Annotated in this window: 9 protein-coding genes; 3 read left to right on the forward strand and 6 right to left on the reverse strand. The window is 60.4% G+C overall.

Going from position 1 to position 13,618, the window contains the following annotated elements; all coding sequences use genetic code 11:
• Positions 1–371: 371 nt before the first annotated feature.
• Positions 372–956 (forward strand): hypothetical protein, encoded by a 585-nt coding sequence (locus tag ROI90_RS20705; RefSeq protein WP_316000193.1) that lies wholly within the window; start codon positions 372–374, stop codon positions 954–956.
• A gap of 94 nt (positions 957–1,050) precedes the next feature.
• On the opposite strand, the gene ROI90_RS20710 is transcribed toward ROI90_RS20705, so the two are convergent.
• Complete coding sequence (locus tag ROI90_RS20710; RefSeq protein WP_316000194.1) at positions 1,051–1,902, reverse strand: alpha/beta hydrolase; 852 nt, start codon at positions 1,900–1,902, stop codon at positions 1,051–1,053.
• A gap of 113 nt (positions 1,903–2,015) precedes the next feature.
• On the reverse strand, positions 2,016–4,064 hold the full coding sequence (locus ROI90_RS20715) for a HelD family protein (protein WP_316000195.1): 2,049 nt from the start codon (positions 4,062–4,064) through the stop codon (positions 2,016–2,018).
• A 527-nt stretch (positions 4,065–4,591) separates the two neighbouring features.
• Here ROI90_RS20715 and ROI90_RS20720 point away from each other — a divergent pair.
• Both ROI90_RS20720 and ROI90_RS20725 read left to right on the forward strand, forming a co-directional pair.
• Positions 4,592–5,425 carry a helix-turn-helix domain-containing protein gene (locus tag ROI90_RS20720; RefSeq protein WP_316000196.1) on the forward strand — a complete coding sequence of 278 codons (834 nt, stop codon included), beginning with the start codon at positions 4,592–4,594 and terminating at the stop codon, positions 5,423–5,425.
• Between the two features lie 243 nt (positions 5,426–5,668).
• Positions 5,669–6,406, forward strand: coding sequence for an SDR family oxidoreductase (locus ROI90_RS20725; RefSeq protein ID WP_316000197.1), 738 nt, complete (start codon positions 5,669–5,671; stop codon positions 6,404–6,406).
• Between the two features lie 112 nt (positions 6,407–6,518).
• On the opposite strand, the gene ROI90_RS20730 is transcribed toward ROI90_RS20725, so the two are convergent.
• The 4 genes from ROI90_RS20730 to ROI90_RS20745 all read right to left on the reverse strand — a co-directional run bounded on the left by ROI90_RS20730 (position 6,519) and on the right by ROI90_RS20745 (position 13,546).
• Positions 6,519–7,937: a glycoside hydrolase family 125 protein gene (locus tag ROI90_RS20730; RefSeq protein ID WP_316000198.1), complete on the reverse strand. Its 1,419-nt coding sequence runs from the start codon at positions 7,935–7,937 to the stop codon at positions 6,519–6,521.
• Between the two features lie 165 nt (positions 7,938–8,102).
• A complete protein-coding gene (locus tag ROI90_RS20735) occupies positions 8,103–10,412 on the reverse strand; it encodes a GH92 family glycosyl hydrolase (RefSeq protein ID WP_316000199.1) in 2,310 nt (769 codons plus the stop codon).
• 88 nt (positions 10,413–10,500) lie between these two features.
• Positions 10,501–10,773: a hypothetical protein gene (locus ROI90_RS20740; protein WP_316000200.1), complete on the reverse strand. Its 273-nt coding sequence runs from the start codon at positions 10,771–10,773 to the stop codon at positions 10,501–10,503.
• A 127-nt stretch (positions 10,774–10,900) separates the two neighbouring features.
• A complete protein-coding gene (locus ROI90_RS20745) occupies positions 10,901–13,546 on the reverse strand; it encodes a glycoside hydrolase family 2 protein (protein WP_316000201.1) in 2,646 nt (881 codons plus the stop codon).
• Between the last annotated feature and the right edge of the window lie 72 nt (positions 13,547–13,618).

Here is a 13,618-nt window from a genome sequence, read left to right on the forward strand (position 1 = left end):
TTGGCCCCGCCCGCCGCTCGTGCCTTCCCGGCCCGGCAGTAACGGCGCGATGCGCGCCCACTGCGCGTCGGTCAACATGTACTCCATTCCCAAACATACTAGCCACTGTTAACACTTCCTAGCAACTTTATATGTAATTATCAATGCATCAACACCTTATATGTTTCATATAGCGCGCAACTCTGCTGACACCTGCTTGTTATGTTTCCGCTGGTGGCGGGTATCTGCTCTTGCCGGGCTGCTGGGTTGGGGGCCGGCTTGGCAGGGCAGCAGGCCGCGGCCGATACTACTTAAAAGCCTAACACCTTGCATTGACCGTTTTTTGCCGGAATTACGTTGATGTGCTACCCTATTCGCTTTACACCGCTGCTATGATGCGCCTTTCTTCTTTTTTGCTGCTGCTGGTTACCGTTAGTTTCCTCAGCTGTAACCGCACGCCCAAGGCCATCGACCCTGCTTCGGCTCAGGCGGTGAAGGTGCAGCTGGATATTTTGCAGGACAGCGTGGAAGCCCGCTGGAGTGAAATGCAAACTTCCGACGACGCCAAGCTGCGCGACACCAACCGCCTGCTGCGGGAGTTAACAGCCCAGCCCAACGCGAGCCGCCAGCAGTTGGCCAGTCTGCAGTATGCCAACGACCGGCTTTCCCGCCTGCGCTACAACCGCCAGACCATGGCCGAATCGGCCCGGATTGATGCGTATGATACGGCCCAGGACTCGCTGTTGCGGGTGGTGTACGCCCTGGTGCCTGCCCAACCCGAGCCGGGGTCGGTAGTGGCCCAACTCACCACCCAGATTCAAACTGCCGATACGGACCTGGTCAGCTACCGCGTCCGCTACGATGAGGCTGCCACTCGTTTTAACAACTATTTGAAGGTGCACGCCGCTGAGTTGGAGCAGCTGGGCGGCAAATATGCTGCGCTCAAGCCGCTGCCTTTGTTCACACTGCAGAACTAACCGGGGCGGCCGCGCGGCCCGGGCTTTTCAGGTCAGCCAACGCACACTTAATCACCGCATAGGCTTTTTAGCCTTCTTTGTAAGCCCAAATCAACTACTTTCTAGCGGAAGTCGGCTTGGGCTGGAATACACTCCGAAAGGCCTGTAGCGCCGCCGGATGATAAATGGTGGCGTGGGTTTCCGCAGGCAGAGTTTGGTAGTGTACCCGCAGGCTGGTTTGGGGAGCTTTGCGCAGCACCATTGCCAAACGCTGCGTCTCGGGTATTTTCTCGTTGTCGCGGCTGGAGCCGATGTACAGGGTTTTGCCGGGGCCAGTGTGGGTACGCAGCTGCTTTTCCAGTTGGCTCACCAGTTGGCCCTGGTTCCACCACACGCTGGGGTCGAAGGCCACGTAAGTAGTAAACAAGGACGGTTCCAGCAGCAACGTTTCCAGCACGAACAGACCCGCCAACGACTCGCCTACCAGCGCGGTTTCGGGGCTGGTGCGGTAGCGCTGCCGGATGTGGGGCATCAGCTCCGCCCGGATAAAGGCGCGGTAGGCGGCGGAACCCCCAACACGCGGGGCTATCTTCTGGTCTTCCGGGTTGGTGGTGGGGCCGGTCAGGTCGCGCCGCCGCTGGGTATTTTCGATGCCCACTAGGATGAACGGCCGCATGGTGCCGTTGCCCGTCAGCACCTGCACCAGGCCGGCCACGTGCAGAAAATCTTCAGCCAGGCCGCCATCGGGCATGTACAGCACGGGCAGCGGGGCGGCCGTGGCCGAATCGGCGTAGGCGGGCGGCAGGTACACGTTGATGCGGCGGGTTTCGCCCAAGGCGGCCGAGGAAAGCGTGAACGTTTCGCCGATAACCAGCGGAGCCGCGCGGCCCTGACTCCGGGCCGGATGCACAGTCAGCAGGCTAAGCACCACCAGCAACAACCCGGGCAAATACGCAGTTTTCAGCATCAGAAGAAGGAATACGTGAGCGTGGAATTAGGTTACCCTCGGCCTGGGCCTGTGAATAGCCGGTTGAAAGCACTTCATGCAGAGCTTAGTTCTACACAGCCTGGGCCCGCCGGTTATCCGGCAGGCAGGAAGGCCGTGGGCTCGTTGGTGTGCGTGAGCGTGAGCCGGTGCATGGCCCGGGTGCAGGCAATATACAGCATGCCTTTGTCCACCTCGGTGGTGTAGTTACGGGCGGAAACGAAGGGCACTGCTACCTCATCAAACTCCAGCCCTTTGGCCAGGTGGGCCGTGGTAATGATGACGCCCTCCTTGAACTTCGTGGACTCGTCGGTGAGCAGATGCACGCCGGGAGCCTCCAACGCCTCGTACGCCTGCTCAGCCTGCTCCAGGGTTTTGCAGATGATGCCTAGGGAGTGACTACCGGAGGTCTTGAAGGTTGTAATTAGCTGGCGCAGGGCCTCCAGTTCCTCCTGGCGGGTGGGGTAGCGCGTTACCATGGGGGCTGGCCCGTGCCGCTCCAGCGGCAGGATGTTGGGGTTGGGCGCAATGTGCTGGGCAAAGGCCGTAATTTCGATGGTGGAGCGGTAGCTGCGGTAGAGCCGGACCACATCGGCCTGGGGAAACACCCGCTCAATGGCTTCGGCCGAGGAGGCGCTGTACGGGTTTACCGTCTGGCTTACGTCGCCGAGAATGGTCTTGCGGCAGCGGAATATCCGGGACAGCACGGCGTACTGCACGGGGGTGTAATCCTGCATTTCATCCACCAGCAGGTGCTTGATGTGGTCGTAGCCGGGCAGGCCCTCCAGGCGGATGCGCAGGTAAATCAGGGCAAACACATCGGCGTATTCCAGGGGCTGGCCGGGGTGCAGCTTCAGCAGCTCGGGCCGGCCCACCCAGCGGAAAAAGTCCCGGTACAGGTCCGGCACGTTGTGCAGCTTGAACATGCGCGGAATGCCCTCTCCGATGGCGGCTTTTTCCTGGCCCGTGAGCTTGCGGCCGGCCGCGTCGCGCACCTGGGCCCGCACATCATTGGCTACCAGGGCAAACCGTTTGAGCAGCGGCACCCGGTGGTAGCTCCGGAATTTCTGCTGGATGAACGCCGCCGGCACCACCGTGCGGCCCACGCGCAGCTCCCGCACCGTGAAATAGGTATTCTCGATGTGCAGCAGGTACTGGTTCAGCTGGCTCAGGAACTCAAACGACGACTTAAACCGAATCCGCTTGATAAACGCCGCGTCGTGGTGCTCCAGCAGGGCCGAAACCTGGTCGAAAAATGTCTGGAACTGGTAGCGGTTTTCCAGCAGGTCGGCGGCCAACTCCTCCATGCCCAGCTCCGGAATATGCTCCTCCCCCAGCTCGGGCAGCACGTTGGAAATGTAGTCGGCGAAAACCTTGTTGGGCGAGATGATCAGAATGTCCTTGGCCTGAATGGTTTCGCGGTAGCGGTAGAGCAGAAAGGCAATGCGGTGCAGGGCAATGGAGGTTTTGCCCGAGCCGGCCACGCCCTGAATCACCATTACCGTGGCCTCCTCGTTGCGGATTACCGCATTCTGGTCGCGCTGAATGGTGGCGACGATGTTCTTCATCTTATCGTCGGAGGATTTGGCCAGCTCCTGCTGCAACACGTCGTCGTGAATGTTCACGTCGCTGTCGAGCATAAATTCCAGGCGCCCATCCCGGATTTTGTACTGCCGCTTCAGCCCGATGGTGCCTTCCATGGTGCCCGAAGGAGTAGCGTAGGCCGCTTCTCCCAGCTCGAAATCATAGAACAGTGAGGAAATGGGGGCCCGCCAGTCGTAAATCAGGTTTTGGCGCTGCTGCTCGTCGAAAAAAGAGTGCACCCCGATGTACACCGCCGCAGCGGCCTGGCCCTGGGGGGCAAAATCGATGCGACCGAAATAGGGCGACTGGCCCAGCTTGAGCAGGCGGCGCTTGCGGGCCACGGCTCCTTCGCCCGTGAAGGCCATGCGGTTGATGGACTGGTCGGCGGCCACCATATCGGCCTCATCCATGCCCGACTGGTTCTCGTGGATGTACTGCTTTTTCTGGCGTAGCTCTTCTGAGAACTGCTTGACGGCCGTATCAACCCGCCGAACTGCCAGCCCCAGCTTCTCCTTAATCTCCTCCAGGTATTCTTTTTCTTCTTGCTGAGTGGCGTTCATCACGGGCTGTTCTTGGAAAACGAGCTCCAAAGGTAGAGCCTTCCGCGTAGCCTGCTGCGTAGCCTGCTGCAGGCGGCTCTACTTGATAAGCCGTGTCAGCGCCTACCCGGTAGAAGCAGCTTCTCACAGCACCCTGCCGGCGCGGGGCCCGCATGGCACGGGCATCAATGCTGCCTTGGGCAGACACCGCAACGCGCACTAGCTCTGCACTCCGGAGGTGGACGATGCTGGACGGGGCCGGCACCCGGGCCACGAACCAGCTTATGCTCAGGTACTCCGGGAAGCTTGCTGCCTTTCCGCGGGCCTGAAAGCTGATGGCCAGCTGGCGTTTGCTCGGCTTCTGGCTGTCGGGAGGATACGAAGGAGCCCGGCTTGGGAGGTTGCGCCGGGGCCGGGCACTGCTGCGTTGGAGAGTGGACCGTTGAACAAAGCAACTTCGGCCTTTTGAACAAAGCGCTTTGGTTTCGGGCAGCCTACTTTTGTCATGTACTGCAGCAAGGCCCATTTCTACCCAACCGCACTTTCCAATGACCGACAAGCAGCTAAACCCCTACGCGGACCTGGTGGCCCTGTGTCGCGGCGACCAGCGCTATGGAGGAGAAACCTCCTTCGAGGATACTACTTTGGTGAGTGTGCTGGCCGGTGAACTGAAAGTGGTGCAGGCCGACCGGACCCTTTTCTGCGGCGCCGGCGACACGCTGCTGCTGCCCCGCAGGCAGCCGGCAACGCTGATTAAGTACCCAAAGAATGGCGCCGACTACCAAGCGCTGCTCCTGAAACTGCCCACCGGCATCGTGCGGACGTATTATGCCCAGCACACGCCGGCGCCCAGCCAACCCGCGTCTGCCAGCCTGTTGTTGTTTCAGAAAAGCCCGTTGCTGCAGAGCCTTTTTGCCTCCCTGCTGCCCTACTTGGAGCTGCAGCACCCGTTGCCGGAAAAGCTGATGGCGGTGAAAGTGACGGAGGTGCTGGAAATATTGCGCAGCCTCAACCCCCACAGCGACGGAGTGCTGGCCAACTTCACTGAGCCCGGAAAAGTGAACCTGGTTGAGTTCATGGAAGCAAACTACCGGTTCAACCTGCCCCTGGCCACATTCAGCTACCTGACGGGTCGCAGTTTGACCACTTTTAAGCGCGACTTCAAGAAAGCCTTTCAACTGAGCCCCCAACGCTGGCTCACTCAGAAACGGTTGGCCTTGGCGCATTACCAGCTAGCAGAGAAACGTCGAAGGCCCGTGGAGCTGTACCTGGAAGTGGGCTTCGAGAACCTGGCCCACTTCTCCTACGCCTTCAAAAAGCAATTTGGCTACTCCCCAACGGCCCTGTCTGGGCAACAGAACGACCAATCGGCAGCTGGTTAACCCGAGCTTGTCACGGGCACTGGTAAAGGGCCTAGCCCTGTGCCGGCTATAGAAACTGATTTGTCGGTAAACGAGGGAAGGCGCCCCCGCACTTCGAGCTTCTCCTGCCCCCTCTCAATTCTTGTCACATGCGCTACAAGGCCTTAGTAGGGACCTTGTGGGTAGTGCTATGCCCTTGCCCAAAAGCTGGCCGAAAGAGTCCTGCTACCTACTTTTTCTACTCTTATTCACCTCACCCAACACATGAAATCAGCATTAGTAACCGGCGCCAACAAGGGCATTGGCCTGGAAGTCGCCCAACGCCTCGCCCAGCATGGATTTTTCGTGTATGTGGGCAGCCGGAACCTGGCCAGCGGCCAAGCGGCCGTGCAACAGCTCAACGCCGCCGGACTCACGAATCTGGAAGCCATTCAACTCGACGTTACCGATCCGGCATCTATTCGGGCGGCCCGGACGGTCATTGGCGCAAAAACGCCGGCGCTGGATGTGTTGGTTAATAACGCCGGCATTTCGGGCGGAATGGAGCAGACCGCCCTGAACGCTACTCCGGAGCAGTTCCGAACCGTGTTTGAAACCAACGTATTCGGGGTGGCCGATGTCACGCAGGCCTTCCTTGACCTGCTGGAGAAGTCGGCGCAGCCGCGCATTGTTAACGTGAGCAGCGCCATGGCCTCCCTGACCCTGTACGCCGACCTGGACAACGACAATTTCGCCAACCGGTATCCGGTGTATCAGGCCTCGAAAACGGCCCTGAATATGTACACTGTTCATTTGGCCCACGCATTGCGCCACACTCCTTTCAAAGTAAACGCGGTGTGCCCGGGCTATACCAAAACTGATTTCACGGGCCACCAAGGCAGCAGCACGGTGGAAGAGGCCGGACAACGCATTGTCAAGTATGCGCTACTCGGCCCGGAAGGCCCAACTGGCAAGTTCTTCAGCGAAGAGTATTTCCCCGCCCCGGCTACCTGCCCGTGGTAGGTTCTGAAGGCTGCGAGGGCCCGTAACCGGGACAACAGAACCTGCAAGATGATCTAATGTGCCCGAACCGGCGTCTGCCCGAGTTGTGGGCGGCCGGGTCGGGCACATTAGATTAGGCTAACAGCTGCGGCTTCTCCTGGTACACCTTCCACAGGAACTCCCCGAACAGGGTGTTGGCCCAGGCAAACCAGGCTCGGGTGAACTTGCCGGCGTCGTCTTTGTGGAAGGATTCGTGCATGTAGCCGGTGCCGGCGTGGGTGGCGCGCAGGCTCTGCACGCAGGCCCTGATTTCGTCATCCTGGAGGCTGGTGAGGCCGCGCATGGTAATGGCAATGGGCCAGATCATGTCCTGCCCCACGTGGGGGCCGCCAATGCCTTCCGCGGCGCGGCCCTTGAAGAAAAACGGGTTGTTTTCGGACAGTAAAAACCGCCGCGTATTCTGGTAAATAGGGTCGGAGGCGGGTACCGCGCCCAGGTAAGGCAAGGCCAGCAGGCTGGGCACGTTGGCGTCATCCATGAGCACCTGGCTGCCGAAACCGTCCACCTCGTAGGCGTACAGCTTGCCATGCTTGGGGTGGTCGATGATGGCGTACCGGCGCAGGGCGGCTTCTACCTCGTCGGCCAGGGCGGTGAGTTGCCGGGCCGTAGCGGTATCCTGGGCTAGTTGGGTCAGCATTTCGGCGGCCTGGCGCAGGCTGGTAACGGCGAAGAAGTTGCTGGGCACCAGGAAGGAATAGAGCGTGGCGTCGTCGCTGGGGCGGAAGGCCGAGCAGATCAGGCCCACCGGGCGCACGGGGTAGCCGTAGCCGTTCATGGGCTGGGTATCGGTGGCTTTGGCGGTTTCGCGCTGGAACTTGTAGGGGCCCAAACCATCCTTGCGCTGCTGCTCCCGGAAGGTTTGCAGCACCAGCTTGATAGCCTGCTGCCAGGCGGCATCAAACGGGGCGGTATCCCGGGTAGTTTTCCAGTAGTGGTAGGCCAGCCGGATGGGGTAGCAGAGCGAGTCGATTTCCCACTTCCGCTCGTGCACGCCGGGCTGCATGGCTGTCAGGTCCGATTTCCACTCCCCCACCCGCGTGTCGTCGCCGTAAAACGCGTTGGCATAGGGGTCTTTGAGGATGCAGCGCGTTTGGCGGTTGATGACGCCGGCCACCAGCTGCCGCAACTCCGTATCCTTGCCCACAAACTGCAAGTAGGGCCACACCTGCGCCGAGGAGTCGCGCAGCCACATGGCATCAATGTCGCCGGTGATGACGTAGGTATCCGGCCGGCCTTCGCGCAGGGCGTAGGTTACCGTGGTGTCCAGGGTACTCGGGAAGCAGTTGCCGAACAGCCAGCCCAGCTCCTGATTGGGCACCTTCTTCTGAAACTCCCTGATGGCTGCCTCCACCGCGCGGCTCCGGAACCGCCGCTTCGCCTCCGCGGGCCGCACCACCGGAAAATTAGGGGCCACGGCCAGCACGGAGGTAGGTTGCAGCAGCGCGCCGCCCGAAAGTAGCGTGAGTCCCTGAAGGAAGTGACGACGGTTCATGGGCTTAGTGGGTGTTAGCGGGGAGAAGTTGAAAATGAGGCCTTTGCGTCTACCAGAGTGCGCAGAAAAAACTGAAGAACGTCATTCCGAGCGAAGCCGAGGAATGACGTTCCTGTATTCGGTAGGCAAAACACTCTTGTTTCTGAGTAAATAACAGGTGCTTTTTTACAGCACCGACTTCGGCCGGTCGGCGGGAGCCACGCCCCAGGTGGGGCTGGGGTTCGGGCCCATTTCAAACGTCAGCGTGCCGCCCAGCAGTAACTCCTGGTGCGTGATGTAGGACTTTGAGTAAGGCTGCCCGTTGCGGGTTACGCGCTGGATGTACTTGTTGGCCGAACTATTGTTTTTGGCCTCAATGGTGAGCGTTTTGCCGGCCGCCAGCCGAATGGTGGCCCGCTCCACGGCCGGACTGCCGAACACGTAAGCTCCATTGGCCGGATTCAGCGGATAGAAGCCCAACGTCGAAAAAACATGCCAGGCCGACATCTGCCCCACGTCCTCGTTGCCAATGATGCCATCGGGCTTGGCGGTGTAGAAGTTCTCGGTGATGAAGCGGACTTTGTCGGCCGTTTTCCACGGCTGGCCCAGGTAGTTGTAGAGGTAGGTGATGTGGTGGCCCGGCTCGTTACCGTGGGCGTACATCCCGATAAGGCCCGAAATATCCGGGGAGGCTTCCGCGCCCATGCTGCCCTTTACCAAAAACAGGGAATCCAGCTTCTGCGTGAACCGTTGCTCCCCGCCCAGCAGCGTAATCAGCCCCTCCACGTCCTGGGGCACCAGCCAGGTGTATTGCCAGGCGTTGCCCTCGGTGAAGTCGCTTTTCATGTGCACCGATTTGAAGGGGTCGAAGGGCGTGCGCCACTCGGTCTGGGAAACGCGGCCGCGCATGAAACCGGCTTTCTTGTCGAAGTAGTTCTGGTAGTTGCGGGCGCGCTGGCTGAAGTAGGCGTAATCAGCCTGCTTACCCATTTTTCGGGCCATTTGGGCAATGCACCAGTCGGCCAGGGCATATTCCAGGCCTTTCGACACGCTTTCCACCTCGCCGTTGGCCGGAATGAAACCCTGGGCCTTCACGGCTTTCAGCCCGAACTCGTCGCGCATGGCGGTGGCCTTCACGGCCTCGTAGGCCAGGCTGGCATCGAAGCCCTTGAAGCCCTTCAGGTAGGCATCAACTACCACGGGTACGGCGCTGTAGCCCACCATGCAGTTGGTTTCGTTGCCCATCAGGTGCCACACCGGCAGCTTGCCCTGCTGCTGGTAGATGGCCAGCATGGAGCTCACCATATCATTTACCCGCTCGGGCTGCAGAATGGTGAACAGCGGGTGCGCGGCCCGGTAGGTGTCCCAGAGCGAAAATGTGGTGAGGTTGGTGAAGCCGGGGTTGCGGTGTACCTGCTTGTCGGTGCCGCGGTAGTCGCCGTTGTGGTCGTTGAACACCGAGGGCGCAATCATGGTGTGGTACAGCGCCGTGTAGAAAGTTTTGAGGCGGGTGTCATTGGCCTGCACCTGCACCTTTTGTAGCTCCCGGTTCCAGGCAGCATCGGCCTGCCGCACCACTTTATCGAAGTTCCAGTGCGGAATTTCGGCCCGGATGTTCGTCAGCGCGCCTTCGGTGCTGACGGGCGAAATACCTACTTTCAGCTTTATTTTCTCGCCGGCCTGAGTGGCGAAGGTGAGCACGCCCTTGAGGCGGTTGCCGGTGGCGGCGGGCCGGGTGTTGCCCAAGGTATCGAGCACCTGCACGCTGCTGAACTGGCGGATGGGTTTCGAAACCACTGCCGCGAAATACAGGCGCTGATCCTCGGCCCAGCCTTTGGAGTTGCGGTAGCCGACGAGGGTGCTGTCGTTGAGCTGCTCGATGTGGGTGTCGGTGGCCAAATCCCACCCGATACCCTGCTGCAAATCGAACACCAGGTGGGAGGCGTCGGACTGGGGGAAAGTGTACTGGTGAAAGCCCACCCGCTCAGTGGCCGTCAGCTCCGCCCGGATATCGTAGCGCTTCAGGCGCACGGCGTAGTAACCGGGCCGGGCCTCTTCCTCCTTATGCGAGAAGAATGACAGCAGGCCCCGCTCTGGGTTTTTCACCCGACCTTCCGTTACGCGTACCGGGCCGGTAGTGGGCATTACGGTCACGTCGCCCAGGTCGCCGATGCCGGTGCCGCTCAGGTGGGTGTGCGCAAACCCCACGATGGTGGAATCGGAATAGTGGTAGCCCGAGCACCAGTCCCAGCCCTCCGTAATATTAACCGGCCCCAGCTGCACCGCCCCGAAGGGCAAGTTGGCCCCCAGAAATACGTGGCCGTGGAAGCCTGTACCAATGTAGGGGTCCACGTAGCGCGTGAGACTGGATTCGGGGGCATTGATTGTTGTTGCCGCCGGCGTACGGGCCGGTTGGGTGCGGGTGCAGGCCACCGTAGCGGCTACACCGGCTACTGCAATGGCGGGAATGAGGGCTTGGCGGAGAATAGAGCGCATCGAGTGACGTTTTTGAAAAGTAAGCCAGATCAGCGGCTAACGAAAATACCACCTGTCGCCTGTCGTGTGGAGAGACGCCGGGGCATTTCTATTGCCTTTCTACTGTCAGGCTAATTCCTTCATGTAGTTGGAATAAATGATGGCCACAATGTTCGGTGAATACACCTACTTCTTTGAATTCAGGCGCTTCAATAACGAATGCATATTTGAACTCAACTTTGGAGTCATCTTCAAACACTATGCGCACGACGGAGTCAAGCGGAAAATCAGAGGCGCTGAGCGTTGCACGTTCACTCCCTTTCTCAGTCAGGTAGTCTCGCAGCTTGATTTTCCACCGTTCGGGCAAATCTGATTGACGCATTAGAGTAGTGCTTTCGAAAACGTAATAAAGACCCGTCGATGCCAATGACGAGGCATGGGAGATTCCTCAGAAACTGACTTGATGTGCCACATGCTCGAAATGACGTTCTGGTTTTTCAGAAACCTGCCTACTTGAGGGCCACGGGCACCAGCTGCTTCACCACATTCCAGCCTTCCACTGCCACCACCGGCGCGGGCACGTCAGAGGTCGGCGTGTAATCCAGCAGCACGGTTTTTTGCTTGCCCGGCAGTACCGACACGTAATTATCGGAGTAGAACACGGGCAGAATGCGCTTCTGAGTGGCGGGGTTTACGAGGGCCAGACGGTTGAAGAAAGCCACCGGCGCGCCGGCCGGGTTAGTCAGCACCACTTCTACCTTGCCTGTTTCTACCGACTTCGCAACCACTTGCAGGGCAGCTTTCGGCATGGTTTTCAGGCCGGAGTATTCGCCTTTGGCATCGGGCAGCCAGTACAGATTCTGGCTGACGGGCTGCTTGCTCAGGTTCAGGAGCTGCAACGACAGAAACATGCCTTTCTCCCGGGCCAGCTGCCGCACCGTGCCGTTAATGGGCAGGTATTTCTTCGACATCGACGGGTTGATTTCGACCACTACCTGGGTGATGCTTTTCTTCTGGCCGGCCATGTCGTAGGCGTCCACCTCCAGCATCAGGTCACGCTGCACCTCGAAGCCGTTGTTGGTCAGCATCACCACGCTATCCACGGGGTTGTACTGCACGTGCAGGGGCTCACTGCCGGTGCGCAGGCCGTAGAGGCAGGCGTTGGGGTCGAGGTAGTAGTCATACATCTGCCCGCGCAGGGCAGTCCAGGGGTTCTGGGTTTTCCAGATGATGCTGCCCGTGTACCAGTCCCACATGTGGGCACTGAAGCCCTCCATCAGGGCCCGGTACTGCTCGTAGTTTACCAGCTGGGCTTTGCGGCCAAAGTCGCGGGCATCGGTGGGCGCCCCGTAAGGCAGCAGGTAGTTTTCGTAGCCGATGTACTTATGATAGTCCCACACCGAATCCACCTGCTCGGCGGGCCGGGCCGGGGTGCCCGTAAACCGGGGCGGCACCAAGTTGGCAGCCGGCAGAAACCGCTCCAAGGACTCCACGTCGCCCACGCCCACCGAGCCTACTTCCGAGTTGAACGGGTAGGTGCGCTGGCTCCAGAAGCGGCCGATGGGCTGAATGGTGTAAGGCCCGTCGCCGCCCCCGCCCAGGGTGTTCATCGACATGCTGTCGGCGTTGGAGTAGGGCACAAACCAGCGCGTGCCGTCCAGCTGGGGCAGAATGGAATCCTGCAGGGCCGTGAGAATATCCCGAGGCGGTGTGATTTCGTTGCCCCCACACCAGATGGCCAGGGAGGCGTGGTTGCGCACCAGCTTCACCTGGTCGGCGGCCGAGCGCAGGAACAGGCCGTGGTCCTGGGGATACTGACGGCGGGCGTACTGGTCGTCGAGCTTCAAAGGGTCTACCCAGCGGCCATTGGCGTCGCCCGTCATCCAGAAGTCCTGCATTACCAGCAGCCCGTACTGGTCGCAGGCCCGGTAGAACTCCGGCCGCTCCACCAGCGCCCCGCCCCACACCCGAATCAGATTCAGGTTCATGTCCCGGTGGAAGCGGATTTCCGCGTCGTAACGGGCGTCGGAGAAGCGCAGCAGGGCGTCGGAAATAATCCAGTTGCCTCCCTTAATGAAGATGCGCTGCCCATTCACCAGCACTTGCATGCTCTGGGTGCGGGCGTTCCACTCGCGCTGTATCTCACGCACCCCCACCGTCACCTCCTCCGCATCCGACACCGTTTTACCCACCAGAAACTGTAGCTGCGAAGCATAGAGAGGCTGGGCACCGTACCCGTTCGGCCACCACAGCTTAGGGTTGGAAAGCGTGAGCGTAGGCAGGCGCACCAGCTGGGTGGCGCGGGCCGGCAGGGTCACTTTCTGCCGCACCGTCTGCCCGTCGATGGTGTACTGGAGCGTGCCCGTTACCTTTTTTTCGGTTGGGTTTTCCAGCTCGGCTGTCACGTCGAGCAGGGCCGGCGGCTGGGGGCCGGTGGGTTTGCGCAGGCCGGGCACGCGGGTGATGATGTGCGGATTCCGGAGGTTGACGGCTCCGGTTTTTTCAATCGTCACTTTGTCCCAGATGCCCGTGTTCCGGTCCCGGATGGGCTGAATCCAGTCCCAGCCGGCCACGTACTGGTGAGCCACGTTGCGGGCAATAGTACCGTCGCCGGCCTGCCCGCCGTTGGGGTTGCCCACCGGGTCGGGCGGGTACACCAGCACGGCCAGGCGGTTGCGGCCATCCGGGGCTAAGTGGGGCGTGATGTTGTAGGCCTGACGCAGGAACATGCCGCGGTGCGTCTGCTGGTTGAGCTTTTGCCCGTTTAGGTACACCTCACAGCTATAGTTCACGCCCCGCAAGTGCAGCCATACCTGGCCGGTGCCAGAGGCAGGAGCTTCCTGAAAATCCCTGACAAACCAGTACGTGTAGTAGCCCGGCCCGGTGCGGTAGATGTCGGGGATACGCTGGTTGTTCATCCCGAAAAACGGGTCGGGCACCTGCTTGTTGGTCAGTTGGGTAGTCAGCACCGTGCCCGGCACCACGGCCGGCAGCCAGCCCGTGAGCGGGTAGGCAGGCTGCGAGAGTTGCGGCCCCTGCACCGGTACCTTGGCAATGGGCTGAGCCAACCAACCCGCGTTCAGCTCGTAGCGCTGCTGCGCGGCCAGGGGCCAAACGATTAACGTAAGCAGCAGCGCAAGTAGATGTTTCTTCATCCGAAGGAGTTCAGCTTAGAAATGTAGCCAATGCACAAAAAAGACCGTCATGCTGAGCTTGTCGAAGCATCT

Origin of the sequence: Hymenobacter endophyticus (genome assembly GCF_032464715.1) — a bacterium.
GTDB lineage: Bacteria > Bacteroidota > Bacteroidia > Cytophagales > Hymenobacteraceae > Hymenobacter > Hymenobacter endophyticus.

Bases quoted from the DNA above. Each gene is read 5' to 3' on its own strand.
- ROI90_RS20715 (WP_316000195.1), bottom strand. From the start codon at position 4,064: ATGAACGCCACTCAGCAAGAAGAAAAAGAATACCTGGAGGAGATTAAG.
- ROI90_RS20725 (WP_316000197.1), top strand. From the start codon at position 5,669: ATGAAATCAGCATTAGTAACCGGCGCCAACAAGGGCATTGGCCTGGAA.
- ROI90_RS20705 (WP_316000193.1), top strand. From the start codon at position 372: ATGATGCGCCTTTCTTCTTTTTTGCTGCTGCTGGTTACCGTTAGTTTC.
- ROI90_RS20730 (WP_316000198.1), bottom strand. From the start codon at position 7,937: ATGAACCGTCGTCACTTCCTTCAGGGACTCACGCTACTTTCGGGCGGC.
- ROI90_RS20710 (WP_316000194.1), bottom strand. From the start codon at position 1,902: ATGCTGAAAACTGCGTATTTGCCCGGGTTGTTGCTGGTGGTGCTTAGC.
- ROI90_RS20735 (WP_316000199.1), bottom strand. From the start codon at position 10,412: ATGCGCTCTATTCTCCGCCAAGCCCTCATTCCCGCCATTGCAGTAGCC.
- ROI90_RS20720 (WP_316000196.1), top strand. From the start codon at position 4,592: ATGACCGACAAGCAGCTAAACCCCTACGCGGACCTGGTGGCCCTGTGT.
- ROI90_RS20740 (WP_316000200.1), bottom strand. From the start codon at position 10,773: ATGCGTCAATCAGATTTGCCCGAACGGTGGAAAATCAAGCTGCGAGAC.
- ROI90_RS20745 (WP_316000201.1), bottom strand. From the start codon at position 13,546: ATGAAGAAACATCTACTTGCGCTGCTGCTTACGTTAATCGTTTGGCCC.